The organism is Flavobacterium sp. OHVDL-2026-0007 (assembly GCF_059882335.1).
This window is the reverse complement of the sequence record NZ_CM187612.1, coordinates 2,538,436-2,563,771: the sequence shown is the minus strand read 5'-3', so window position 1 is coordinate 2,563,771 and position 25,336 is coordinate 2,538,436. Positions and strand designations below refer to the sequence as shown.

Annotated in this window: 25 protein-coding genes and 1 tRNA gene; 11 read left to right on the top strand and 15 right to left on the bottom strand. The window is 35.1% G+C overall.

The features are described 5' to 3' along the window. Window positions 1-397: 397 nt before the first annotated feature. The 4 genes from AC51AA_RS10175 to AC51AA_RS10160 form a co-directional block, all read right to left on the bottom strand. A complete protein-coding gene (locus AC51AA_RS10175; protein ID WP_500701996.1) occupies window positions 398-568 on the bottom strand; it encodes a DUF1016 N-terminal domain-containing protein in 171 nt (56 codons plus the stop codon). Window positions 569-760: 192 nt separating this feature from the next. Further along, entirely contained in the window at window positions 761-1,765 is a 1,005-nt protein-coding gene (locus AC51AA_RS10170) for a nucleotidyl transferase AbiEii/AbiGii toxin family protein (RefSeq protein WP_500701995.1), read from the bottom strand. A 1-nt stretch (window position 1,766) separates the two neighbouring features. After that, on the bottom strand, window positions 1,767-2,369 hold the full coding sequence (locus tag AC51AA_RS10165; RefSeq protein WP_500701994.1) for a DUF6088 family protein: 603 nt from the start codon (window positions 2,367-2,369) through the stop codon (window positions 1,767-1,769). Window positions 2,370-2,941: 572 nt separating this feature from the next. Further along, window positions 2,942-3,015 (bottom strand) — tRNA-Met (locus AC51AA_RS10160). 153 nt (window positions 3,016-3,168) lie between these two features. On the opposite strand from AC51AA_RS10160, the gene AC51AA_RS10155 reads away from it, so the two are divergent. Continuing rightward, on the top strand, window positions 3,169-3,561 hold the full coding sequence (locus AC51AA_RS10155) for an START-like domain-containing protein (RefSeq protein ID WP_500701993.1): 393 nt from the start codon (window positions 3,169-3,171) through the stop codon (window positions 3,559-3,561). A gap of 54 nt (window positions 3,562-3,615) precedes the next feature. Next, window positions 3,616-4,455 carry an aminotransferase class IV gene (locus AC51AA_RS10150; protein ID WP_500701992.1) on the top strand — a complete coding sequence of 280 codons (840 nt, stop codon included), beginning with the start codon at window positions 3,616-3,618 and terminating at the stop codon, window positions 4,453-4,455. Here AC51AA_RS10150 and AC51AA_RS10145 read toward each other — a convergent pair. The 5 genes from AC51AA_RS10145 to AC51AA_RS10125 form a co-directional block, all read right to left on the bottom strand. Continuing rightward, window positions 4,452-5,012: a YqgE/AlgH family protein gene (locus AC51AA_RS10145; protein WP_500701991.1), complete on the bottom strand. Its 561-nt coding sequence runs from the start codon at window positions 5,010-5,012 to the stop codon at window positions 4,452-4,454. The genes AC51AA_RS10150 and AC51AA_RS10145 overlap by 4 nt on opposite strands. Before the next feature lie 127 nt (window positions 5,013-5,139). After that, window positions 5,140-5,412 carry an HU family DNA-binding protein gene (locus tag AC51AA_RS10140; protein ID WP_017498096.1) on the bottom strand — a complete coding sequence of 91 codons (273 nt, stop codon included), beginning with the start codon at window positions 5,410-5,412 and terminating at the stop codon, window positions 5,140-5,142. 180 nt (window positions 5,413-5,592) lie between these two features. After that, the gene (fmt, locus tag AC51AA_RS10135; protein WP_500701990.1) at window positions 5,593-6,540 is read right to left on the bottom strand and encodes a methionyl-tRNA formyltransferase; all 948 of its coding nucleotides are present in this window, start codon (window positions 6,538-6,540) and stop codon (window positions 5,593-5,595) included. After that, a complete protein-coding gene (locus AC51AA_RS10130) occupies window positions 6,540-8,435 on the bottom strand; it encodes a RecQ family ATP-dependent DNA helicase (RefSeq protein ID WP_500701989.1) in 1,896 nt (631 codons plus the stop codon). The genes fmt and AC51AA_RS10130 overlap by 1 nt, the downstream gene beginning before the upstream one ends. Window positions 8,436-8,499: 64 nt before the next feature. Beyond that, window positions 8,500-9,033: an AAA family ATPase gene (locus tag AC51AA_RS10125; RefSeq protein WP_500701988.1), complete on the bottom strand. Its 534-nt coding sequence runs from the start codon at window positions 9,031-9,033 to the stop codon at window positions 8,500-8,502. Between the two features lie 385 nt (window positions 9,034-9,418). Here AC51AA_RS10125 and AC51AA_RS10120 point away from each other — a divergent pair, with 385 nt between their 5' ends. The 4 genes from AC51AA_RS10120 (at window position 9,419) to AC51AA_RS10105 (ending at window position 12,740) form a co-directional block, all read left to right on the top strand. Further along, window positions 9,419-9,715: a DUF493 family protein gene (locus AC51AA_RS10120; protein WP_500701987.1), complete on the top strand. Its 297-nt coding sequence runs from the start codon at window positions 9,419-9,421 to the stop codon at window positions 9,713-9,715. Window positions 9,716-9,718: 3 nt separating this feature from the next. After that, window positions 9,719-10,447 carry a DUF4290 domain-containing protein gene (locus tag AC51AA_RS10115; RefSeq protein WP_500701986.1) on the top strand — a complete coding sequence of 243 codons (729 nt, stop codon included), beginning with the start codon at window positions 9,719-9,721 and terminating at the stop codon, window positions 10,445-10,447. Window positions 10,448-10,540: 93 nt separating this feature from the next. Continuing rightward, window positions 10,541-11,851: a UDP-N-acetylglucosamine 1-carboxyvinyltransferase gene (gene murA / locus AC51AA_RS10110; protein ID WP_500701985.1), complete on the top strand. Its 1,311-nt coding sequence runs from the start codon at window positions 10,541-10,543 to the stop codon at window positions 11,849-11,851. A gap of 13 nt (window positions 11,852-11,864) precedes the next feature. Further along, window positions 11,865-12,740, top strand: a complete 876-nt coding sequence (locus tag AC51AA_RS10105; RefSeq protein ID WP_500701984.1) for a cation diffusion facilitator family transporter — start codon at window positions 11,865-11,867, stop codon at window positions 12,738-12,740. 160 nt (window positions 12,741-12,900) lie between these two features. On the opposite strand, the gene AC51AA_RS10100 is transcribed toward AC51AA_RS10105, so the two are convergent. The 3 genes from AC51AA_RS10100 to AC51AA_RS10090 all read right to left on the bottom strand — a co-directional run bounded on the left by AC51AA_RS10100 (window position 12,901) and on the right by AC51AA_RS10090 (window position 16,656). Then, window positions 12,901-15,390 carry a DUF5686 and carboxypeptidase regulatory-like domain-containing protein gene (locus AC51AA_RS10100; protein ID WP_500701983.1) on the bottom strand — a complete coding sequence of 830 codons (2,490 nt, stop codon included), beginning with the start codon at window positions 15,388-15,390 and terminating at the stop codon, window positions 12,901-12,903. Between the two features lie 149 nt (window positions 15,391-15,539). Further along, window positions 15,540-15,953, bottom strand: a complete 414-nt coding sequence (aroQ, locus tag AC51AA_RS10095) for a type II 3-dehydroquinate dehydratase (protein ID WP_500701982.1) — start codon at window positions 15,951-15,953, stop codon at window positions 15,540-15,542. 136 nt (window positions 15,954-16,089) lie between these two features. Further along, window positions 16,090-16,656, bottom strand: coding sequence for a porin family protein (locus AC51AA_RS10090; RefSeq protein ID WP_500701981.1), 567 nt, complete (start codon window positions 16,654-16,656; stop codon window positions 16,090-16,092). A 518-nt stretch (window positions 16,657-17,174) separates the two neighbouring features. Between AC51AA_RS10090 and AC51AA_RS10085 the strand changes: the two genes are divergently transcribed. From AC51AA_RS10085 to AC51AA_RS10070, 4 genes are all read left to right on the top strand, one after another. Further along, window positions 17,175-17,645, top strand: coding sequence for a hypothetical protein (locus AC51AA_RS10085; protein ID WP_500701980.1), 471 nt, complete (start codon window positions 17,175-17,177; stop codon window positions 17,643-17,645). Between the two features lie 260 nt (window positions 17,646-17,905). Next, window positions 17,906-18,382, top strand: a complete 477-nt coding sequence (locus AC51AA_RS10080) for a hypothetical protein (protein ID WP_500701979.1) — start codon at window positions 17,906-17,908, stop codon at window positions 18,380-18,382. Between the two features lie 80 nt (window positions 18,383-18,462). Then, on the top strand, window positions 18,463-19,359 hold the full coding sequence (gene xerD / locus AC51AA_RS10075) for a site-specific tyrosine recombinase XerD (protein ID WP_500701978.1): 897 nt from the start codon (window positions 18,463-18,465) through the stop codon (window positions 19,357-19,359). Between the two features lie 140 nt (window positions 19,360-19,499). Then, window positions 19,500-21,020: a PAS domain-containing sensor histidine kinase gene (locus AC51AA_RS10070; RefSeq protein WP_500701977.1), complete on the top strand. Its 1,521-nt coding sequence runs from the start codon at window positions 19,500-19,502 to the stop codon at window positions 21,018-21,020. 74 nt (window positions 21,021-21,094) lie between these two features. On the opposite strand, the gene rny is transcribed toward AC51AA_RS10070, so the two are convergent. The 3 genes from rny to AC51AA_RS10055 form a co-directional block, all read right to left on the bottom strand. Next, window positions 21,095-22,657 carry a ribonuclease Y gene (gene rny / locus AC51AA_RS10065; protein ID WP_500701976.1) on the bottom strand — a complete coding sequence of 521 codons (1,563 nt, stop codon included), beginning with the start codon at window positions 22,655-22,657 and terminating at the stop codon, window positions 21,095-21,097. A gap of 208 nt (window positions 22,658-22,865) precedes the next feature. Next, the gene (locus AC51AA_RS10060) at window positions 22,866-23,159 is read right to left on the bottom strand and encodes a cell division protein ZapA (RefSeq protein ID WP_500701975.1); all 294 of its coding nucleotides are present in this window, start codon (window positions 23,157-23,159) and stop codon (window positions 22,866-22,868) included. A 5-nt stretch (window positions 23,160-23,164) separates the two neighbouring features. Further along, window positions 23,165-23,455 (bottom strand): coiled-coil domain-containing protein, encoded by a 291-nt coding sequence (locus tag AC51AA_RS10055; protein WP_500701974.1) that lies wholly within the window; start codon window positions 23,453-23,455, stop codon window positions 23,165-23,167. A gap of 181 nt (window positions 23,456-23,636) precedes the next feature. Between AC51AA_RS10055 and AC51AA_RS10050 the strand changes: the two genes are divergently transcribed. After that, entirely contained in the window at window positions 23,637-25,331 is a 1,695-nt protein-coding gene (locus tag AC51AA_RS10050; RefSeq protein WP_500701973.1) for a M23 family metallopeptidase, read from the top strand. Window positions 25,332-25,336 lie beyond the last annotated feature (5 nt).

Genomic DNA, 25,336 nt, shown 5'->3' with positions numbered 1-25,336 from the left:
GTTGTATTTTACTAAAAAAAAAACTACTCCATTTAAGAGGGGATATTGAAAAAGGATTTTCAAAAACACATTGTTAATTAAAAGGAGTTTCATGTTCAACGAAACTCCAGCTGTTAGGTATATATTACTTCATGAAAAGTCACTAAAGGCAAAATGTCCAGTTTTTTATATAAAAAACTGGACATTTTGTATATTTGTAGTACATAGTATTGAATGAAAACTACTGATGATATAGCAAATACCATAGATAGATTTCAAAAAGGATATGTTTTTATCTATTCTGATTAACTAAGAAGTTAGCCTGCAGTAAAGACATTGAATCGGATGGTGGCTTCGGGCAGAATTGTAAAACTTGCCTTTCGCTAATGGTTGTACGTTCGTAAAGTATGGATTGTGTTCACTCTCTGAAAGTACGGAAACTCCAATATTCGAGTTTAGACATTTGAATGTAAAACTCTCTTTTTAACGAGGGTTCCATAGACATTATAAGACGAAGATGCGACCAATTCAATTCTCTACACAGTGTGTAGACAATCTGTTCGTCTTGAAAAACGCTTGCAAACTGCATACATTATCTCAATTGTTTTTCGCCCCACCCTTTACCGTATTCGGTTCTTGTAGATCGTTTTATGTTAGTGCTGCCCCAAAGCATGACGCATAAAGTTCTGACACTGTGAGATGGCGTCTAGTTTGTAATCTCTTAATTTGTGATTCGCGGAAAATACGTTACGAAACGTTAAATCGTCTAAATTTCGAGATGTCAGTATTGCTGTCCATTAAAACGAGATTTTAATTCCCTTAGTCTTTCAATTAGAGCTTCGAATTCAAGAGTTTCTCCGTAAAACATATTTACTCGCATTGCCTGATAATCATTCTTCCAAAGGTCTATTACCTCGGGTGGGGGAATGAAATTTAAAGTTTTAGGCGTGTGAAAATCATATGATATTCCTCGGACTGGTGTGTATCTAGTTCTATGATTGACAATAATTTGAAATAATTCTTTGTCTTTCATTGCTTCCAGGCCGAAAGGGTGGTCCATTAGCCTTTCTAAATCATATAGATGTCTGGTTAGTCTATTGTATCGGATTTTCTTTGTTGGTTTTTGAAACTCTTCGTGCAACAGGAAAGCTTTTTCTAAAAATGTTCTGGTCGGAATTACAACACTTACATTGAATGGGGCCATAACGAACTTTTGAGTATCATAGGTTTCGTCAATTATTGATTTGATACTCCTTTCTTCTGACGGCTCTATCAATGATCTTGCTCCAATTTCGATAAGAACTCTTTGTGGTAGATAATCTCCTTGTTCGACAATAGTCTTGTATTCTAATTCGAGGGTATGGGGATCACTGGTGTCATCAATGTTTTCATTGGTTGTTAAAGTATATGTTTCTGCTGGTATATCTAGTTCTTGCAATCTTTTGTTGAGTTCTTTTCTAAAGTCATTAATGATGAAATAGCCTGAGGCTTTTCTTAATTTTTTGATTTGAGTTTTAGATAGTTCTCCCTCAAATCCTAAAAAAGATCTGTCGATAGCTAAGTCAATATCTTCTGAAAAACGGTCTATTAGGTTATATGCCTTGCTTAAAGATGTGCCGCCTTTGAAAACAAAATGTAGTGCATATTGGGATGTAAATATTGCTTTTAACACCATGGTAACCCACCAGTCTTTTTCAATAGCCTGCAAGGGTAAACCTGTTTGATTGTTGACTTGTTTTAAAATCTCTAAACGTCTATTCGGGGATAGTTTTAACCACTCGTTCATATTAATTTTCGTTTATTAGTTGCATAATTTGTTCTCTGATCCAAACTGGGGCTGCATTAATATCTTCACGTATATTTTCTATTGAAACTTTTTTAAGAGCTTTTTTAATTTTGGTTTTTATATTGTTATCAATGTTTTCTTTACCTAATTCTTTTAAGGCCTGTATAACATTGTTTAGGATTTTGTCCTTTATAATTAGGTTTTTCGGTGTTGTTTTTTTGAACGTAATGGTTCTTTTACCTACTTTTATTTTTCTGGGGGCGCCATCGGTTAGATAGACTATGTTCATTGGTATTTGGCTTGATATTCCTAATTGCTGTAAAGCGTGTATTCCAGTTGATACAATCCGGGCTTTATCTCTGTTGGCAATTGCAATTGCAATTTCTTCAGTGGAAGGGTATAATGTGCCTAGTTCTTTGTCTTTTTTTGGATACAGGTAAATGCCGTGAGCCAAACGGATTAATAATTCTTTTTTTTCTAATCGTAAAAGTACCTTTTTTACATTTTCGGCGGTGCCATATTTTGTAAAATCGGATGTGAATAAAATTCGTCCTTTTTTTGACGATTTTATCTGTTCTTCTATTTGGTTATGAATAGAGTGCATGGTGTTTTGTGTTAGAAAGTTGTCCCAAATTTAGTAAAAAAATGGGACATAATTCGCGAATAAAAACTTTTAATAAGAGGGTTTTATACTTAAGCTGTAGAACAAATTGATGTTACGGAATGTAAGTAGGTAAAATTAAATTATGCTGAGGTGATGACTTGAGTCTAAATTATTAGGAATCCTTGAAGATAATGGAAGTGTTGATAAGTAATTACTAGGGGTAGGAGTAAATAATCAGCTAGCGATCTGTGAATGATCTGATAATGGGTAAAGGATAGGGTCATGTGAATTGATTGGTTCGATATTTTCTTAAAAATTCACAATTCTTGAAAATGAGTTTCGAATTGCTATGAAAAATCAGTTGCTTCATGCCTTTTCATAAGTATGCTTTTTCTCCTTATTGAGAGGAGTACGAAGAGTAGATTTCTTCCTATTCAGATTATCTAATCTTTTTGGTTAATCCCCAACTATTGCGTTTGATCCCGTTTGATCCCCTATTTGAGGTCGATATTTTCGAAACAAAATCCCAATAAAAAACCCTTAAACATTGCTGTTTAAGGGTTTACCTTTTGTAGCGAGGACGGGAGTTGAACCCGTGACCTCAGGGTTATGAATCCTGCGCTCTAACCAACTGAGCTACCTCGCCAAGACTGCTATCAGAATCACTTCCTCATTGCGGGTGCAAAGATAAAACTTTTATTAAAGCGTGCAAGCAAAAAATGAAGAAAAAAAAATATTTTTAAAAACGCATTGTTTATGGACATATATTCTTATATTTCCAAAAAATTAAATGTACCACATGGATCCAAAAATACGTTACGAAATCGAGTTCCCGATCAATTCTTCGCCGCAGTTATTGTATCAATATATATCAACACCATCTGGTTTATCCGAATGGTTTGCGGACAATGTTAATTCAAGAGGAGAGTTTTTTACTTTTATATGGAATGATACCCAAGAAAAAGCACGTTTAGCTTCTAAAAAAACAGGAGAGAAAGTGAAGTTTAAATGGGTAGATGAGAGTAGTAAGGATACCGAATATTTTTTTGAATTACACATTTTAGTCGATGAATTGACTAAAGATGTGTCCTTGATGGTGGTCGATTTTGCTGAAAAAGAAGAAGTTGGCGAGGCTAAACAGTTGTGGGAGAATCAAATTTCTGACCTAAAACATCTTATAGGATCTGTTTAGTAAAAGTCTATTTTATGCCTTATATTTGCCCTGAACAAAATTCAGGGTTTTTTTATGATCAATTTTAACGGAAACATAGTAGCGCAGGACGGTAATATATTAACTCAAAATCGTGCTTTTTTGTATGGAGATGGTGTTTTTGAAACACTAAAAATAGTCAATAACAAAGTGTTGTTCTTGGAAGATCATTATTTTAGACTAATGGCTTCGATGCGTGTTGTTCGAATGGAGATCCCTATGAACTTCACTATGGAGTTTCTGGAGGAACAAGTAATAAGTTTGGTGCAACAAAAAGGTTTGTCTGCTTCGGCAAGAGCCCGAATCACTGTTTTTAGGAATGATGGTGGTTTTTATTTGCCTACAACTAATGAGGTGTCTTATTTGATTCATGTTACACCCTTAGAAAACGTGTTGTATGCCCTTAATACGACAGCATACGAAGTGGATTTGTATAAAGACTTCTATGTAACGAAGCAGTTATTATCGTCTATTAAAACGACTAATAAGATGATTAATGTTACGGGAAGTATTTTTGCTCATGAAAATGGATTGGCGAATTGTCTTTTGATTAATGAAACCAAAAATGTAGTGGAGGCCTTGCAAGGAAATTTATTTATGGTAGTGGGCAAAAAATTAATTACACCACCAATTTCTGAAGGATGTTTGAATGGAATAATGCGTAAGCAAATTTTAGCTTTGGCTAAAAAAGTTGAGGGAATAGAGGTAGTAGAAGAAGTAATTTCACCATTTGATCTTCAAAAGGCAGATGAATTATTTGTGACTAATGTAATCACAGGAGTACAGCCCATAACAAAGTATCGAAAAAAGGAGTTTGCAAGTAATCTGGCTCATTTACTAGTGCAAAAACTAAATGAATCCATATCTGAAAATTAATTCAGATATGGGTTTTCAGGTGCATTTGACCAAATAAGATAATCGCCACCTAGCTCGATAATTTGCTCTTTCCAAAAATGAGTGGTGGATTTTCCGATTATTTTATTTTTATAATTATTATCAGCAATGATCCAAGAATTAGCTTGCATTTCATTCTCGAGCTGATTTTCGTCCCAACCGGTATAACCTAAGAAAAAACGAATATTGTTTTTACCAATGGATCCGTTGTTTATAAGTTCTTTGGTCGATTCAAAGTCACCTCCCCAATATATACCGTTAGAGATCTCGACACTATTCGGGATTAAATCAGGTATATTGTGAATGAAATAAAGATTGTCTTGCTCTACAGGACCTCCGTTATAAATCTTGAAGGTTGCCTCAATCTCTGGTATTAAATCATTAATAGTGTACTTTAGAGGTTTATTAATGATAAAGCCTATTGAGCCTTCTTTGTTATGGTCTGCCAATAAAATTACCGATCTATTAAAAGACAAATCTCCAATTATAGAAGGTTCGGCAATAAGCAGGTGTCCTTTTTTTAATTTTTCTGAAATCATACGGCTGCAATTTTTATTAAATTTAATCATAAAATTTTAAAGTTCCCAAATAAAATCGTTAAACGCATAAAAAAACCCTCCATACGGAAGGTTTTGATTATATTATAAGTTTAGGGAACTTTTTTACTTAGTTCACTGCACCTTCTAATTCAGCTCCAGCTTTAAATTTTACTACATTTTTAGCAGCGATCTGAATTGTTTTTCCTGTTTGAGGGTTTCTACCGTCTCTAGCAGCTCTAGCAGATACTGACCAAGATCCAAAACCTACCAATGAAACTCTTCCACCTTTTTTCAAAGTAGCTCCTACGTTACCTAAAAATGACTCTAAAGCTAATTTTGCCGCAGCTTTTGTGATTCCTGCATCAGCAGCGATAGCATCGATTAATTCTGATTTGTTCATAATTATTAGTTATTAATTGTTGGTTAAAAAAAATTGTTAATACACAAATTTAGTAGGAAATCCGTTCCTTGCAAGTGTTTTCTTTAATTTTAGCAAAAATTGTTAATAACTTGGTTTTTTTGTTCATAAAACAGCTTATTTTCTACTTAAAAGTAGGTGGAAACCCCTGTTTTACTGCGTTTAATAGACTTTTGCGGCTTCTGTAAATGTGATTCCATTTAGTAATTCGGCCACTTGCATTCTCTTTTTTCCAGGAAATTGCAAACTTAAGAGTTGAAGAAAGCCATCTTGGACTGCAATTTTGATCTCTTTCTTGCTGCTAATCAAGCTTCCGATCTCAAGTGAATGAGGTTCCAAAACTAGTTTTGCTTCGTATATTTTAATGCTTTGTTCTTCATCTTTGTCTTTTAAGAAACACCAAGAAGCAGGATATGGACTTAAACCACGGATCAAATTGTTGATTTCTTCCCCCGATTTTGTCCAATCGATCTTACAGTTTTCTTTGTTGAGTTTGTAGGCGGTTTTAATTTCGGGATGATCTTCTTGGATAGTGGTGACCACATTTCCTTTCTCGATAATTTCTAAAGTGTCAATTACGGTCAGGCTTCCTAAATGCATTAGACGGTCGTGTAATTGTCCGGCATTTTCCGTTGGTTCAATAGTAATCTCTGAATTTAAGATCATCGCACCAGTATCAATTTTGTCGTCAATGAAAAAAGTGGTTACTCCTGTTTTGGTTTCACCATTGATGATGGCCCAATTAATAGGGGCTGCACCACGATAGTTAGGTAATAAAGAAGCGTGAAGGTTGAATGTGCCTAAGCTTGGCATTTCCCAAACCACTTTAGGTAACATTCTAAAGGCTACTACAATTTGTAAATTAGCATTTAAGGCTTTTAATTCCGCTAAGAAACTTTCGTCTTTTAGATTGGTAGGTTGTAATAGGGTAAGGTTGTTGGCTAGGGCGTATTCTTTAACTGCTGAGTATTTTATTTTTTGTCCGCGTCCAGCAGGTTTGTCTGCTGCAGTAATAACCCCAACAACATTGTAATTGTTTTTAATAATGGTATCCAAAATGCCTACAGCAAATTCTGGAGTTCCCATGAATATAATGTTCAATTTTTCCATTATGATTTTAAAGTGTATTTATAGTTTTCAAGTAGGGTGATGTGTTTGTTCTCTAGTAATTCCTGAAGTGCCAAAGTCACTTCATGTTTATCTGAGTTTGTTTTGCTTTGAATTTCTTGTGAAGTCAAAGCGGTTGTTTTTAGTAAAGAAAGAATTTTGTCGGGTATTGAATCCGCTTGGGTAATCTTTCCTTTTTGGGTGATACAGTAGGAGCAAACTCCACAATTGGAGTCTGTTTCCTCTCCGAAATAATCTAAGATCAGTCGGTTTTTACAGGTAGTATTGTCTTTTATATAGTGCAGTACCGATAAGAATTGGTCTTTTTTTAGTTGATTTTGTCTTTCAAGGTATTTTGAAACCCTATTGATGGTGCGGTCATCTTCACGAACTTCATTAAATAATATAGTAGCGTCGTTGTTTTTTGATTTGTACTCGATAATGTCTTTCTCTTTTAGCTTTTCTAAAACAGCTGCAATTTGTTCTTCGGAACGATTTGATTTTTTAGCTATCAACGAAAGATTAAATCGGGTTTTTACTTCATAGATACCTGGATAAGTTCTCACAATAGCCAGTATGATCTCTTCATCATTTGGATTCAAACTCATATAACGAAGTACTTCTTTGGATTCAATTAAAAATTGCATCGTAATGTTTTCGGAGTATTCCTGTGATATGGTAATGATTCCCTGCTGATTTAAAAATTGCAGCGCATTAAAGGTCTTTAGCGTAGGGAACTCATATTTTTGGCAAAAATGATTGAGTTTAAAGGCGAACGAATCATCTAAACCTTCTCCATAGGCAATCTGAAAATAGTTGCAAAGTTTCACGTACATAAGGTTGAGAAACTTTTTATCTGGAAAAATGCTTAGAAATTGCTGTTCGGATTGATTGCTGTCGGATGAATTAGTCAGGATAACGGAAAAAGCTTTTTCGCCATTTCGTCCCGCTCTTCCTGATTCCTGATAATAGTTTTCAATATTTTCAGGTAATTGCATATGAATGACGGTCTTTACATTGTCTTTGTCTATTCCCATTCCAAAGGCATTGGTGGCTACCATAACTTGCGTTTGTTCGGACATCCACAATTGCATGTTTTTGTCTTTTTCTTTAGGGGAGAGTCCACCATGATAATAGGTGGCATCAAAACCTAATGACTTTAATTGTGTGGCTATGCTCTGGCACGATTTTCTATTTCGTACATAGATAATAGAAGGTTGCGGATTCTTTTTTAAAATTTGTTCAGTACGATAGAGTTTGTCTTCGACTTCAAAAACCATATAAGCAATGTTTTTTCTTTCGAACGATTGCTGAAAAAGGGTAGGGTCTTTTAATCCCAATTCGGTTTTAATGTCTTGTATGACTCTAGGGGTTGCGGTAGCGGTTAGGGCTAAAAACGGTATTTTAAGAAAGTATTTTTTTAGTTCTGAAATTTTTAAATAGGCCGGACGAAAATCATGTCCCCATTGGGAAACACAATGCGCTTCGTCAATGGCTATTAAGTTGATCGGTAAACTTTTGATGCGTTCTAGAATCCAGTCCGATTGCAATCGTTCTGGTGAAAGGTATAAAAACTTGTAATTTCCGTATTGACAATTGTCTAAAAGGTCAATGATCTCTTCGGTATGAATGCCGCCAGTAAGGGCAATGGCTTTGATGTCTCGCTTTTGTAAATTGGCCACCTGGTCTTTTATCAGAGCAACCAAGGGAGAGATCACCAGGCAAATACCTTCTTGCATCATGGCCGGAATCTGAAAACAAATGGATTTGCCTCCTCCGGTGGGGAGTAAGGCAAAAGTATCATGACCGTCCAAAACCGAGTCAATAATCTCCTTTTGCGACGGTCTAAAGCTGTCGTGTTTCCAATATTTTAAAAGAATTTCTTGAGCTTGTGGCATTGGCCTGATTTTAAAGTTAAAAAATTTAGAAAGCAGTTTCTAGTTTTACAACTTTAAAACACGACTAAATTTTATCTAAGATATAAAGAATTCTGTTCTCAACCGTGTCTTTAGGTACTTCAATTAAGTTGTAACCGTATTTTTGGTAGGTTTCAACAAGGTGTTTTTGAATGGTTTGTGCTTGTTCGAAGTTTTCGTAGCGTTCGGTGTCGCTCTCGTAAATTTCTTCCCAAGGTGGTAAAATAAAAGTTTTAGAATATTTGAAATCTTCACAAGCCTTTGTGAAGTGACCTGGATACTGATCGCCAATATAATCCATATAAGCGACAACATCAGGAATACCTCGGTCTATAAAGACCACATTGTGAGGTTCTTCTTTAGCGTTTTCGAATTGTTTGATACGGCCTTCTAGCAACATTTCACTAAAGAGTAAAGGTTGTTCTAAGAACAATTGATCAATACCACGTTGCTGTGCTTCGAGTGTAACTTGTCTTGAAATTTCAGGATAGCAGCAATAGCCACGAGCCACTAATTCGTTAATAAGAGTAGATTTTCCCGTTCCTGGGCCACCAATGAGAACTATAATTTGTTTTTGCACTTTCTAAAAATAAAGCGCAAATTTACCTAAACTTATTGGTATTTGAAAAGATTATTTCTCCCTTGTAAATGATTTGGTGTTTTTTAGGGGTAAAGCGCTTACTTTTGATCGTATTGTTTAGGTGTTTTTTGGAGGTAGAACGTGCTCTTTGGGGTAGGAAACTGTTTAGAATTTCTATCGATAGGTAAGAATAAATTTGTTGTAAGGGTTTTCAAATGGAAAAGGAATTTTACGGACAAATAATATAGGGGGCTTTTTTTTACCTCCTTTTTGGGGTTTGTGCTTTTGGAGGTTTAAAACAAAGTTTTTTGCCATAAAAAATCTAAAATGTAAAATCTGAAATCTGAAATCAAAACCGTATATTTGCCCTTATTATTATGTACGAATGGAGAACGATAAAGAAAAAACCACTGCTGAATTTTACGAGAGATTAAAGGTTGAGTTGGATAATACTAATACTTGGCCTGCAGAATATTTATATAAATTTATAATGCCATCTGTAGGTGATAATGTCGCCACAGTACAAGGTGCATTTGATGGTATGGGAGCAGTTATCAAGACAACAAAATCTAAAACCGGTAAGTTTACTAGTGTTTCTGTTGATGTCACGATGCAGAGCTCAGACGATGTGATTGCTAAATACAAAGAAGTTTCTACAATAGAAGGGATAGTTTCATTATAACTTATGGTCGAAAAATATAAAAAAGAAGTCGCGAATGACGTTGTTTTTAATTTAGAATATAATTCTGAAAGACAGCGTTTACTTATTCCAGAATATGGTCGTCATTTGCAAAAATTGATTGATCAGGCCACTATTATTGAGGATGTTGAAACCCGTAACAAAGCGGCAAAATACATTATTCAAGTAATGGGAAGTTTGAATCCGCATTTGCGTGATGTGCCCGATTTTCAGCATAAATTATGGGATCAACTTTTTATTATGTCTGATTTTAGATTAGATGTTGAATCGCCCTATCCAATTCCATCTCGTGATGTATTGCAGTTAAAACCGGATGTTTTACAGTATCCGCAAAATTTCCCAAAATACAGATTCTATGGTAATAATATCAAATACATGATTGATGTTGCCAATGGTTGGGAAGATGGTGAAATGAAAAATGCATTGATATTGGTGATTGCCAATCACATGAAAAAGTCCTATTTGAGTTGGAATAAAGACACGGTAAAAGACGATGTGATTTTTGAGCATTTATTTGAAATATCTGATGGGAAAATAAATTTGCTGCAAAGTTCAGAAGAGCTTTTAAATACAACGGACTTATTGCGTACCAACAAACGTATGTCCAATAAAATTACGCCAGCGGGTCAACCAAAAATTCAAAGCAACAAAAACAATAAAGGTCCTGGTAAACCAAAGCCTTTTCAGAAAAATAATAATCAAAAAAATGTTTAATAAAGTTGCTAGGATACTAAGAGACTAAGTTGCTAAAACTTAATTAGCTCAGAACCTTAGAATCTCAGAACCTTAGAATCTTAAAAAAAGAATATGGGAGTTTTTAAAATCGAGGGAGGAATTCCTTTAAAAGGAGAAATCACTCCGCAAGGAGCAAAAAATGAGGCATTGCAAATTTTGTGTGCCGTTCTTCTAACAGGAGATAAAGTAAAAATTAATAACATTCCTGATATTATAGACATCAATAAATTAATCACTTTGTTGGGGAATTTAGGGGTGAAAATTCAAAGAAATGAACCGGGCTCGATTACTTTTCAAGCCGATGAGGTTAATATTGGTTATTTAGAAACGGAAGCTTTCAAAAAAGAAGGTGGAGCACTTCGTGGGTCTATTATGATTGTTGGGCCACTTTTGGCGCGTTTCGGAAAAGGATATATTCCAAAACCAGGAGGAGATAAAATTGGACGTCGTAGATTAGATACGCACTTTGAAGGTTTTATTAATCTAGGAGCAAAATTCAGATACAATAGAGAAGATCATTTCTATGGAGTAGAAGCTACTGAAGGTCTTGTCGGAACAGATATGTTACTTGATGAAGCCTCTGTTACAGGAACGGCTAACATAGTAATGGCAGCGGTTTTAGCAAAAGGAAAAACAACTGTTTACAATGCAGCTTGTGAGCCTTACTTGCAACAATTGTGTAAAATGTTAAACTCAATGGGAGCTAACATTTCTGGAGTAGGATCAAATTTATTGACTATCGAAGGAGTGGAAAGCCTAGGAGGATGTGAGCACAGAATCCTTCCAGATATGATCGAAATTGGTTCTTGGATTGGTCTTGCGGCTATGACAAAAAGTGAAATCACGATCAAAAATGTAAGTTGGGATAACTTAGGATTGATTCCAAATACTTTTAGAAAATTAGGGATTACTATTGAAAGACGAGGTGATGATATTTTCATTCCTGCTCATACGGATGGATATGAAGTAAAAACAGATATTGATGGTTCTATTTTAACTATTGCTGATGCACCTTGGCCAGGATTTACTCCTGACTTATTGAGTATTGTTTTGGTAGTCGCTACACAGGCAAAAGGAGATGTTTTGATTCATCAAAAAATGTTCGAAAGCCGTTTGTTTTTCGTTGATAAATTAATCGACATGGGAGCAAAAATTATGTTATGTGATCCACACCGTGCGGTAGTTATGGGACATAATTTTGAATCTCAATTGAAAGCAACGACGATGTCATCTCCAGATATTCGTGCTGGAATCTCATTGTTAATTGCGGCTCTTTCTGCAAAAGGAACCAGTACAATTCAAAATATTGAGCAAATTGATCGTGGATACGAACGTATTGACGAACGTTTGAGAGCTATTGGAGCAAAAATCGTGAGAGCGTAGATAAAAGTCTCAAATGACAAATGAACAAAAAGCTATAAAAGCTACTTATTTTAGTATAGCTGGAAACACCTGCTTGGCCATCTTAAAAGGGCTAGCAGGTTTTTTTGGCAATTCTTATGCCTTAATTGCTGATGCAATCGAGTCGACTACAGATATTTTTTCCTCTTTTTTGGTGCTATTTGGAATCAAATATTCCAACAAACCTGCAGATGAAAATCACCCTTATGGACACGGTCGTGCAGAACCTTTAATTACCTTTTTAGTGGTGGGGTTTTTAATTACCTCGGCAACCATTATTGGTTATGAAAGTATTGCCAATATTCGGACGCCTCACGACTTACCAAAATCGTGGACCTTATATGTTTTGGGGGCTATTATTATCTGGAAGGAGTATTCCTTTCGCTTAGTGATGAAACGTAGCAAGCAAACCAATAGCTCGGCATTAGCCGCTGATGCTTGGCATCATCGCAGTGACGCCATTACTTCGGTAGCGGCATTTGTGGGGATTTCCATTGCCTTAGTATTAGGAAAAGGATATGAATCTGCTGATGATTGGGCGGCTCTTTTTGCTGCTTTTTTTATTTTATACAATAGCTATAAAATTTTCAGACCAGCCCTAGGGGAAATCATGGATGAGAATTTGAATGATGATTTAGTAGAAGAAATTAGAATAACCTCTTTAACGGTAGTGGGGATTTTAGGGACTGAAAAGTGTTTTATTCGAAAAGCGGGGATGCGCTATCATGTAGATCTTCACGCTATAGTATCGGCAAAAATATCGGTCAAAGAAGGACATGATTTATCGCATAAATTGCAAGATGTTTTAAAGGAAAAAATGCCTCAACTGGGCAATGTTTTAATCCATATTGAGCCCGATGATTATCATTGATTAAACTATGAAGCGATCCAGAGCAGCGGTTTTAAGCAGTGAACTTGGACCAATATAAAATCAGAAATCCGTTTATTCTTTTGTAGAGTAAACGGATTTTTTTATTGGATTGTATTGGGAGAACTACCCCGCAACGGCAAGTTTGTTTAGGCCATCGATTTTAGTTCAAAACATTCAGGAGCTTCAATCCAAATACAACACCATTTTGCTCAGTGCGTCCTTGAGTAGAATGTACATAGTCGAGTCTAAAGAGTTTGAATTTACCGAATCCTAAATTGTCTAATCCTAGGCTGATTTCCGTATAGGGTTTTTTGTCTGCTGTGGAAAGGGAATGGAATCCAATATTCATTGTTGATTTTAATAGATTCAATCCTGGGATTTTATTGGTAATAAAACCGCCGTCATTGTGTTCTAAATGCATTTCAAAGTAGCTTTTGTTGGTACTGTTGGCATAATAAGGCATTAAGTTAAAGACATTTAAATAACGATCACTGGTGCCGATATGCGTTTGGTTTCCGTTAAAATGTTTGTAATCTATAAAGGAAATACCTGCTGCATTAAAAAACGTTCCCGCTTTTAAGTTTATACCCAAGTTACCTTTATTCTCCAGCGATAAATTGTATTGTACAGCGGTTCCAATGCGTTCATATGCATAGTTTTTGGCAGAAGCGGCAAAGGCCTTTTCAAAAATAAAGGAGACTGTTGGGTATTGATCATCTTTCATATTGTAGCGGGCATCAGGTCTGGTGATGTACTTGTTTCCAAAGTTAATTCGTGCCGTTATAGCCGTTTTAAACAGATGATGGGGACTAAAAGCAGCTGTCGTAAAATCATTTGGAGCAAGGGGATGGTTAGAGGAATATACATCGTCTGTGTTGAAGAAAGAGTAGTCCGTGGTATTGAACAGTGCTTTTCGTTGTTCATACCCGATATTGGCATTTAAATTCACTCCATTGGCAACGTTTTGGGAATAGTTGAACTGTGCAAATTCCAAATTGTACAGCTTCATATAATTGTCTTTAAAAAAGAGAGAGCTGATGGAATTGACCAATTTACTGATCGGTTCAGCATTATTAAACTGCGCCACTTTTGTACCCCCGCTAACCCAAAGTGAGGCGTAATTCACGGTATTGAATCGATGACTAAATGCGGCAGTAAAGCGCAAGCGGTCGTCTGAGAAACCATAATTGAAAGTGGTACTGATAGCGGTGTATTTTCCCTGATCTTCATTCCATTTTTTAAACGAAAAACCGCTGTCTAAATTAAAACCTTGAACGCTGTTAAAACTTAGAGAGGAAAGGTTGAGTAAACCCTTATATTGAAAGGAATGTTTCTGGAAAGTGTTTTTGTATTCATATCCTGTGAGGATAGCGCCTACTTTGAATTTGTTTTTTTTTGCATCGATGGAATCCGTATATTTTTGTGATTTTCTAATGGTTTGCAGGCTGTCTTTTTTGGTGTAATCGGTGCTTTCTTCTATCGTTAAGGGAATGGGACGGATTTGGTTCCAGAAAGCATCGTCTTTTTTATTGGCATTGGCGTCAAAAGAAACGATTTCATTGGTAAAGGTTTTCTTTGCAAAGGCGGATGGGAATTCATAATTGGAATATACGTAATTAAAATTTCCTGAGAATTTGACACCAAAAGCTCCAGCATTAAAGCTGAGCGTTTGGGCATTTTTGGACCAAATTTTATTGGCTGTATTATAACTAAAGCTCTGTTTGATGGTCATCACTTCTGTGAATTCATTTTTCATTCGGTATCCCTTTATGTCGAGGTCTATAGCATAAATAGCAAAACTATCGTCTACTATATAGATATAGCCTTCGAAAACGGGCTCTTTGTCGCGTTTAGGGAGTACTTTGATTTTAAAGATTTGCTGCTTATTGCTGTCAAAAAAGCTGCCTTCTAGTTTGTATTTGTAGTAGTTGAATGCATTATCGGCTATTGGTGAGATAAGATTAACTTCAAATTTTAGTGTATTGTCGTAGAAATTGTAGGTCGATAAACTCGCAGTGTTGTAGCTATAGCCTTTGTTGTTTCCTGATATTTTGGAGGCAATGATTCTCTCTTTTAGGTTAGCTGGTTTTTCAAAAGTAATTTTTGAGATCGTTTCGGATAAGTATAAAATTCCAGTTCCGGTAGAATCCAGGTTGGACGCCATATCATCGCCAATATCGACTTTCATGCCCATTATTTTCTTTGGTAGATCTTTGATTTTGAAGAGACCTTTCGAATAAAAATCGGCTGTATAGCGTGCTGTTTTATCGGAGTTCTCTTTTTTGTTGGCTATGGCGCTTTTGATGATGGCATTGGCCGGATTGTTCTTGGGATCAATAACCACTTCGTTCAATGCAAAACTTTCTTCTTCCATTTTAATGTCCAAAGTGACTGTTTTCTGGTCAGGGGAAAGCAGAATTTTTTGGGTTTTATAGCCTAAATACTGGAAAGTGAGTTTGTTTTTACCGGTCTGCTTTACACTAAGTTGGTATTTGCCTTGTTCATTGGAGGTGGTTCCGCTATAAGTGTTTTCTTCGAGGACCGAAACAAAAGGAAGAGGATTGCCTTTATCATCCGTTATGGTTCCTTTGACTTGTGCAAAGTTTGCAATCGAAAAAAAGAAGAAGGCCCAAAAAGTATAGTTTTTCATGAAAGTTTTTTCTTTCACAAAAATAGAATAAGTCCGTAGGGAGACTATTAAAAATCTGTTAAATATTGGCTTTGAGTATTTAAGCTTATACTGATCGAAGTTGAATCCTTCTGGTGTGGGAAATCAACTTCACTCAGTGAGTACCGTTTTTACAAAAAAGACTGTATGGCTAGGTCGTAACTCTTTAAGCCAAAACCTAAAATTACTCCTTTAGCATTACCAGAAAGATAGGACTGATGTCTGAAGCTTTCACGTGCGTAGGTATTGGAAATATGTACTTCGATTACGGGAGTGGTAACGGCTTTCATGGCATCACCTAGCCCAATAGAAGTATGGGTGTAGGCTCCTGCATTGAGTATGATCCCATCATAAGTAAAACCACATTCTTGAATTTTTCCAATCAATTCACCTTCAATGTTGCTTTGATAGTAGGATAGTTCGATAGCCGGATATTTTTTTTGTAGGGTTTCAAAATAATCTTCAAAAGTTTGGCTTCCGTACACTTCAGGTTCTCTCTTTCCTAAAAGATTCAAATTGGGTCCGTTGATGATGCAGATTTTCATAATGTTAATTCGGTTTTATTTTTGAGTTGATTCGGATTGATTTCATATGACGTAAAAAAATCCTTTTTGAGCTTGGTAAAAATAAAAAAACCGTTCTAATTAATAGAACGGTTTTTGTAAAACTATGTGTTTTTATTTAGAACATGAATCCAGCAGATAGTTGAATAGTTGAATTTCTAACTTCTGCTTCTTTTGAAACATCTGTTAAACCTAAACTATAACGACCTTGGATGAAAATGCTTTTCGTTAATTTTAGTCCTAAACCTGCGTTAAGAGCAAAGTCAAAAGTATTTGGATCTTCTACATCGAATTCTTTTTTGTTGCTCATCAAAAATGAAGCTTGTGGACCTAATTCTAAACTCACTGAATTACTTTGATTTAAGTAGATCTTAGCCATTACTGGAATAGATAAGTATCCTAGCTCGTTTTTAAATTCCTCGCCTGCATTTTTATAAGTAGCTCCTTGAGTAGAGTATAAAAGCTCAGGTTGAATAGAGAATTTTTCTAATAATTTAATTTCTGCGACAAGTCCAGCGTGGAAGTTGGTAATTCCTTCTTTATCAAATGCTACACCTTGTAGACTTGCATCTCCCGTTTGGCTTGCAAAATTCACCCCTGCTTTTACTCCAATTTGTAATAATTGTGCTTGAATCGTTGCTGATGTTGCTATGAACAGTACAGCCGCTAAAATTATTTTTTTCATAAAATTGTTTTTAAAATTTGGTATTGTTTAATTGTTATATACAGTTCAAAACTACAGATTCCTCTTTTTATTTTATTATATTTTAGATTAAATAATTAATAAAATTCCCACTAGTTTGTGATTTTGTTGGGTTTTGTCGGTTTTTTTAGAAGTTATTATTTTTAATTATTTGACTGTCAACGGGTTATTTTGTAGTATAATTTTGATGTGTTTTTTAAATGTTAAGGTGAAGACTTTTTTAATATGTAGGAATAGTATTATTTTAAATGTGTAATTAACCTTGGATTACTTGCCTGATATTTTTGCCGAAATGGAGGGGTAGGAGCTATTTTAATTTTGGTGAAGCTTTAATTAGTGTTGTGTTTAGATGTCTAGGAGTCAAAATGTTCTGGAAGGTTGTTTGTTTTTTAATAGGATTTTTAGCTGTGTTACTACTTTTTTTATAAAAAAACAAATAATATTCTATTGAGTATATCTTTATATTTGATTCTTAGTCGTTTAACCAAAAAAATAGAAAAATGAAAAAAATTATTTTGTCTGCAATTGCAGTTATGGCATTTGGTTTTGCAAATGCTCAGGATGGACATTTCAAAGTAGGTGCTCATGTTGGTTTACCTTTAGGTGATTATAAAGATTTTAGTTCAGTTAATCTAGGTGTAGATGCTGCTTATCTTTGGAATGTAGCCGATCAATTTAGTGCGGGAGTTACTACTGGCTATACTGCGTATTTGGGCAAGGATGGTTGGGATGATTTCGGTTTTATTCCAGTTGCTGCAACAGCGCAATATAGTTTGTCTGATGATTTATTCTTAGGTGCTGATTTAGGGTATGCTATTTATGCTGGTAGTGGCGGCGGAGATGGAGGATTTTTATATCAGCCAAAATTTGGTTACCAAAATGAAAAAGTGGAATTGTATTTGGGATATAAAGGGATCTCAAATAATGGAACTGTTTCTTCATTAAACTTAGGTTTCAATTATAAGTTCTAATACCGCTAATATAAGGTCTCTCAAAAAAAAGGATCGGGATTAGGAGTAAATATTAAATTACAAAACAGTAGCGAAAGTATTTTGCTACTGTTTTTCTTTTTTATAAGGTTTACAGAGAGCTTGTTATGGAATATTCTTTACGGGTATGATTCATTTGGTAAGATTTTTAGTTGCATTAATGCTTTTTTGTTCTAAAGCAAGTGGTTTTTTAGTAAGTATATATTTATATTTGGACTTGGTTTAAAACAATAAATAGAAAAATGAAAAAAAATATTTTATCTGCAATCGCAGTTATGGCGTTTGGTTTTGCAAATGCTCAAGAAGGGCACTTTAAAGTAGGTGCGCATGTTGGTTTACCAACAGGGGGTTATAATGATTTTACAGCACTAAATGTTGGGGTGGATGCCGCTTACCTTTGGGATGTGGCCGATAAGTTCAGCGTGGGTGTCGCTAATGGTTATACAAAATATATAGAAAAAAATAATGGTGGTAATTTTGCTTTTATTTCCATTGCTGGAACGGCGCAATATAGTTTAGCGGATCATATATTTGCTGGGGCGGATTTAGGATATGCTGGAAGTGTGGAAAGTGGAAGAGGTACGGTTGATGGAGGATTGTTGTATCAACCAAAATTGGGTTACCAAAATGAAAAAATCGAATTGTATGTTGGGTACAAAGGGATCTTAAGTGACGAAACTGTTGCTTCAGTAAACTTAGGTTTCAATTATAAGTTCTAATTCGCTTGATCGAATATGTTTAAGACCTTCTGCAATTGTAGAAGGTTTTTTTGTGCCTAAAAATTACTTACTTTGTGCATATGAAGTGGACTACGTACATCAAAGACTATCAATCGTATTTACGAATTGAACGAGGTCTGTCTAAAAACACGATCGAAAACTATGGTTTCGATATGGAGCGATTGTGCCTTTTTTTAGAGACGAATCAGATTGAGGTGTCGCCGCTGAAAATTAGTGAGGAAACGGTGCAAGAGTTTATCTATGCTGTTTCCAAAGAAGTGAATCCACGTTCACAAGCGCGAATCATTTCTGGATTAAAAAGTTTCTTTAATTATTTGATTTTTGAAGATTATCGCAATGACAATCCATTGGAATTAATTGAAACGCCGAAAACTGGAAGAAAGTTGCCGGACACTTTATCCGTTGTCGAAATAGATGCGCTAATTGCGGCCATTGATTTAAGTACTAAAGAGGGGGAACGAAATCGGGCGATGTTGGAAACCTTATACGGTTGTGGATTGCGAGTGTCAGAATTGGTATCGCTTAAGATATCGGATTTGTTTTTCGAGGAAGGCTTCATTAAGATTACAGGAAAAGGAAATAAAGAACGTTTTGTTCCTGTTGGAAAGTGGACCCAAAAATACATGCAGCTCTATCAAAAAGAAGTGCGGGTAAATTTAACCATCAAAAAAGGTTGTGAGGATACCTTGTTTTTAAATCGCAGAGGGAGTCAGCTTACGCGGGCAATGATCTTTACCATAGTGAAGGAGTTGGCTGTAAAGATTGGTTTGACTAAAAAAATTAGTCCGCATACTTTGCGGCATTCTTTTGCGACTCATTTGTTAGAGAATGGAGCAGATCTGCGATCTATTCAATTAATGCTGGGCCACGAATCAATAACCACTACGGAAATTTATGTACATTTAGACAGAAGTTTCCTAAAAGAAGTGATGCATTCTTTTCATCCAAGAAAATAGTTTTTTTTTATAAAGCAGGTCGTTTGTAATGAAAAATTGATACCTTGTCTATTGTTTTGTGTTAATAACCAGTAAAAATGTGGATTTTTATTGGTTTTAGAAAGTTTCATTAATGTTTCATTTGCATAAAAAAGTAATATATGGTTTTTGATTTGTATGAAAATGAGGATTGCTTAGAGGTGAATAATTTTTATAAAAAATTATTCGCTGAAATGCCTGATTTACTTTTTCAGTTTGTTATCGATAGGGATAATAATTACTCATTTCCTTTAGTAAGTAAATCGTCCAATGATATTTTTGAATTGGAGATGGATACGTTTTCCAATGAAAACAAAGCGTTTATTTTGGATAGGATTCTACCTCAGGATAGAGAAGTGTTTTTTCAATCTTTGATTAAGGCGCGCAAAGAAGTAAAACCTTGGGAAATTGAGTTTAGGGCGGTTTTGCCTAAAAAAGGGTTGCGATGGTTTAAGGTTTCTTCTAAAACGGAGGAGTCTGCACAGGGGAGCATTAGTTTTTTTGGACATGTTAGTGATATCACCGATTTGAAAGATAAAGAGGAAAAGTTACGGATCTCTGAAGAACGTTTTCAATTTGCTCTCGATGCCTCTACAGTGGGTATTTGGGACTGGAATATGGTCACTAATAGTGTTTTTTATTCGTCTTTGTCTTTAAAAATTTTAGAGCTGGAGTCTGCGGATGTTTTTGATGATCCTGAGCGTTGGGATAAAATTGTGCATCCCGATGATCTTCCTAAATATTATGCTGATATTCATGAGCATTTTGATAATAAGGTTCCTTATTATGAAAATTACCATCGAGTGATGACTTCTAGTGGTAATTATAAATGGATTTTAGATCGCGGAAAAGTAATTGAACGGGATGAGAACGGAAAACCCTTAAGGGTTATTGGGACCCATACAGATGTTTCTTCGCAGAAGGAAAAAGAGTTAGAACTGGTCAAGACTATGAAATTGTTTAGCGATCAAAATAGCCGACTGTTGAATTTTTCTCATATTGTTTCCCATAATTTAAATACGCAGGCAGGGAATATTAAATCTATTTTAGACTTTATTGATGCTGATGGGAATAAAGATACCGTAACGGAGATGTTGACGCATTTAAGGACGGTCTCTAATGATTTGAATGATACTATTTCTAATTTAACGCAGATTGTGAAAACACAGAGCAATATTAATATTGCTGTTTTTCCTTTGAAGCTTCATGACTATATAGAAAAAACGAGTTCCACCATTAAAGGATATGATAAACAAACCAATGTTAGGATCGTCAATAATGTCCCTAATTTTTTGACCGTTAATTTTAATCCAGCCTATATGGAAAGTATATTGCTTAATTTTACCACTAATGCCATAAAATATAGACATCCCGATAGAGATCCAGTGATCGTGTTTGATTTTGCTATTGAACCCGAAGGTTATAAGTCTTTAAGGATTACCGATAACGGTTTGGGGATTAATTTGAAAATATATGGTGAGTTGCTATTTGGGATGTATAAAACCTTTCACAAACATCCAGAGTCCCGAGGTATAGGTTTGTATATTACTAGGAATCAAATAGAGGCTTTAAAAGGGAGTGTTTCTGTAGAAAGTGAAGTAGGAGTGGGAACAAGCTTTAAAATTGTCTTTAATGACTTTTAAATCGAGTTAGGAACTTCCATAAAACAATAAAGGCTATCCAATGGATAGCCTTTATTGTTTTATGTGTAAGAGTATTACTTGGCGATATTAACCGCTCTAGTTTCTCTAATTACAGTTACTTTAACTTGACCTGGATAAGTCATTTCGGTTTGAATCTTTTGTGAGATTTCGAAAGATAAATTTGCTGCATTGTCATCAGAAACTTTTTCGCTCTCTACAATAACACGTAATTCTCTACCGGCTTGAATAGCATAAGCATTTTTAACACCAGTGAATCCGTAAGCTACTTCTTCAAGATCTTTCAAACGTTGAATGTATGAATCTAAAACTTGACGTCTTGCTCCTGGTCTTGCTCCTGAAATAGCATCACAAACTTGGATGATCGGAGACAATAATGATTTCATTTCAATCTCGTCGTGGTGCGCTCCAATTGCATTACAAACTTCTTCTTTTTCACCGTATTTCTCCGCCCATTGCATTCCTAATAAAGCGTGAGGTAAGTCACTCTCAGTATCTGGAACCTTACCAATATCGTGAAGTAAACCAGCTCTTTTGGCTAATTTTACATTTAAGCCTAATTCGGCTGCCATGATACCACAAAGTTTAGAAACTTCTCTAGAGTGTTGTAATAAGTTTTGTCCGTAAGAAGAACGGTATTTCATTCTACCCACTACTTTGATTAATTCTGGGTGTAAGCCGTGAATTCCTAAGTCGATTACGGTACGTTTTCCTACTTCAATGATTTCATCATCAATTTGTTTAGCTGTTTTAGCTACAACTTCTTCGATTCTAGCTGGGTGAATACGTCCGTCAGTTACTAATTTGTGCAATGCCAAACGAGCAATTTCTCTACGTACTGGGTCGAAACAAGAAAGGATAATCGCTTCTGGTGTATCATCTACAATGATCTCTACTCCAGTTGCTGCTTCAAGTGCTCTAATGTTTCTTCCTTCACGACCAATGATTCTACCTTTTACATCGTCAGATTCAATATTGAAAACAGAAACACAGTTTTCAACTGCTTCTTCAGTTCCAACTCTTTGGATGGTGTTGATGATGATTTTTTTAGCCTCTTGTTGCGCTGTAAGTTTAGCCTCTTCAATAGTGTCTTGAATATGAGACATGGCTTTACTTTTGGCTTCCGCTTTTAAACCTTCAACCAATTGCTCTTTAGCTTCCTCTGCAGAAAGTCCAGAAATCACTTCTAACTGCTGTAATTGACTTTTATGTAATTTATCAACTTCAGTTTGCTTCTTGTCTAAAACTTCAATTTTGTTATTGTATTCTTGTGTTTTAGCTTCAAAGTCGTCGTTTATTTTCTTTGCTTTTGAAAGTTCATTAGAAATCTGAGATTCTTTATCACGTACTCTTTTTTCAACTTCAGCTACTTTTTTATCTCTTGATAAAATGACTTGTTCGTGTTCAGATTTTAATTCAATAAAACGCTCTTTTGCTTGAAGGATTTTATCTTTTTTGATATTTTCGGCTTCTAGATTAGCATCTTTTAAAATTGAAGAAGCTTCTTTTTTTGCATTCTTGATAAGGTTAGAAATATTGCTTTTTTCGATAATTTTAGCTATCCCGAAACCAGCTGCAATACCTATAATACCTGAAATAATGATCGTTATTATGTCCATGTTTGTTTAAAATTTATATATAAAAAAGCCTACATTAATTGCTTGAATAAACTCGTAAAGACAAGTTTTGAGCTAACTCACTGTTCAAGTTTCCTCGCAAAAGCGTGGCATGCTATAGTAGTGATGATTCGCTCATTCTAAATTGTTAGTGTTGAGTTTACCAATTGTGAACTAATGTAGGCAGTATCTTAGTTTCTGTAAAGAACGTTTAATTTTCGAGATATTGATCTAATAGCGTATTTAATCTTTTAATTCTTTCGATAGTTTCCTCTCCATCGATTGCGTTGTCAATTTGTTTTTGTTCCACTTGTGATGCAAATTGTAAGGCGCACATGGCCAACACGTCTTGCTTGTCACGAACGGCGTAACTTTCTTCGAATTGCTTGATCATAGCATCAATTTTTTTAGAAGCACTTCTTAGCCCTTCTTCTTGATTGGGTTCCACTGTTAAGGGGTAAACTCGATCTGCAATTGATATTTTAATTCTAAGCTTTCCGTCCATGTTATCTAGTCTGATAGTTGTGCTATACAGTAATCAATTTCGCGAATTAATGAATTTATTTTAAGCTTTGTCTCTCTCTTGTTATTGTCGCTGCCGAGCAACGAATTGGCTATTTTAAGTGTGTCGTATTGCTTCTTCAAAGCTTCAATTTCCTCAGATTGTTTCTGGATAATTTGTGCAGCTTTGGTTAGTTCTAACCGTAAAACCTGATTATTTTTCTCTAAAGCTTTTGATTTCTCAAAAAGCTTTTCAACTTTATATTCAAGAGTATCAATTATTTCGGCAATTACACTCATTATAAATCCTAATTCATTACTTAATCATACAAAGTTAGTATTCCTTTTTATTAATGCAATTTTTTATCGATTTTTTTGCATTAAAAATAGACAAATAAATGAAATTCAATCAATTGTATTTTAGTGGCTTTATACTTCGGTTTTTGCGTCATATTTTTTTATCTTAGCAAAAATGTTGCCTATGAAAGTTTCTGTATTTGCCTTGTTGTTTTGTAATTTTATATTTTCCCAAACCCAATATCCTAAAGATTATTTTCGTTCTCCATTAGATATTCCGATGCAATTATCGGGTAATTTTGGTGAGTTGAGGCCTGGTCATTTTCATGCAGGTTTTGATTTGAAAACCAATCAAAGAGAAGGATTGAATGTATATGCGGTTGCCGATGGTTATGTTTCAAGAATAAAGATTTCTACTTTCGGAAATGGCAAATGCATTTATATTACCCATCCAAATGGGTACACTTCGGTCTATGGGCATTTGCAAAGGCCAGTGGGAAAAATAGAGGAATTAGTAAAGAAAACACACTACAAAGAGCAGGCTTTCGAAATCGAGATATTTCCACAACCTGGTGAATTGCCCGTTACAAAGGGGCAGTTAATCGGGCTTTCGGGTAATACAGGCTCTTCCGAAGGACCACATTTGCACTTTGAATTTCGCGATACTAGAACGGAGTTTATAATCAATCCGATGTTTTTTGGATTTGACAAGCAGATCAAAGACACCAAGAAACCAACTGTTTCAAGTGTGTATGTATATCCATTGGATAATGCTACAGTAAATCAATCAGTAGGGCCGTTGTTGTTGCCTATAGTGCTTCAAAAGGATGGGACTTATTTGGCGAGTAAGGTAAAAACCAATGGGAAAATTGGTTTTGGTATCGCTGCAGTTGATTTAGACAATGTGTCTTTTAATAAAAATGGCGTTTTTAATGTGACTACTTTTGTTAATGGTAATGAGAATTATCAGTATCAATTCAATACCTACTCTTTCGATGAAATGCGTTATATCAATGCTTTTATCGATTATGAAAAATATAAAAGATCAGGTCAACGTGTTCAAAAACTCTTTATGAAAACGCCTTTTGCCTTGAGTATTATTAAGACCGATTTACTTCATGGGATTATTCCTGTTCAATCGAATTTATTGTCCACTTACCGAATTGAAGTGTCTGATTATTTTGGAAACTTAACGGCCATTACCGTTCCTATCGAATATGATGCCATTAGTCCAATTTTAAGTACTGCCCCTAGTGGTTCAAAATATTTTATACAGGCTAATAAAGACGCCAGTTTTGAAAAGGATAATGTGACAGTATTTTTTCCTGCAGGAACATTTTACGATAATTTTGATATGAATTTTGATGTGAGAAACAAGCGCGCTTATATTCATAGTGATATTGTGCCCGTGCATTCTAATTTCATTATAAACATCAAAGATGATTCGTTTACAGAAGCACAAAAAGATAAGCTCTTTATTGGAAGAATCAGTGGCAGCAGTAGTAGTTATAGTGCGACCACAAGAAAGGATGATGTTTTTACAACCAAATCAAAAACACTGGGACAATTTGGGTTAGTGTTGGATACTGTAGCGCCTACTATTAGTTCAGGAAAACCTATTGCGGGTAAATGGATTACCGATTTAAAGGCAATTCAGTTTACTATAAACGATGCTTTGTCGGGTATTAAATCGTATAACGGTTATTTAAATGGCAAATGGGTTTTGTTTGAATATGATAATAAAACCAAAAAAATCACCTATAATTTTCAGGATGGAAATGAGGTAGAAGGGGCCAATGATTTGAAAATTGAAGTAGTAGATAATGTCGGTAATAAGGCGGTCTTTGAGGTGCAATTTTTAAGAAGCCAACAAAAATAAAATCA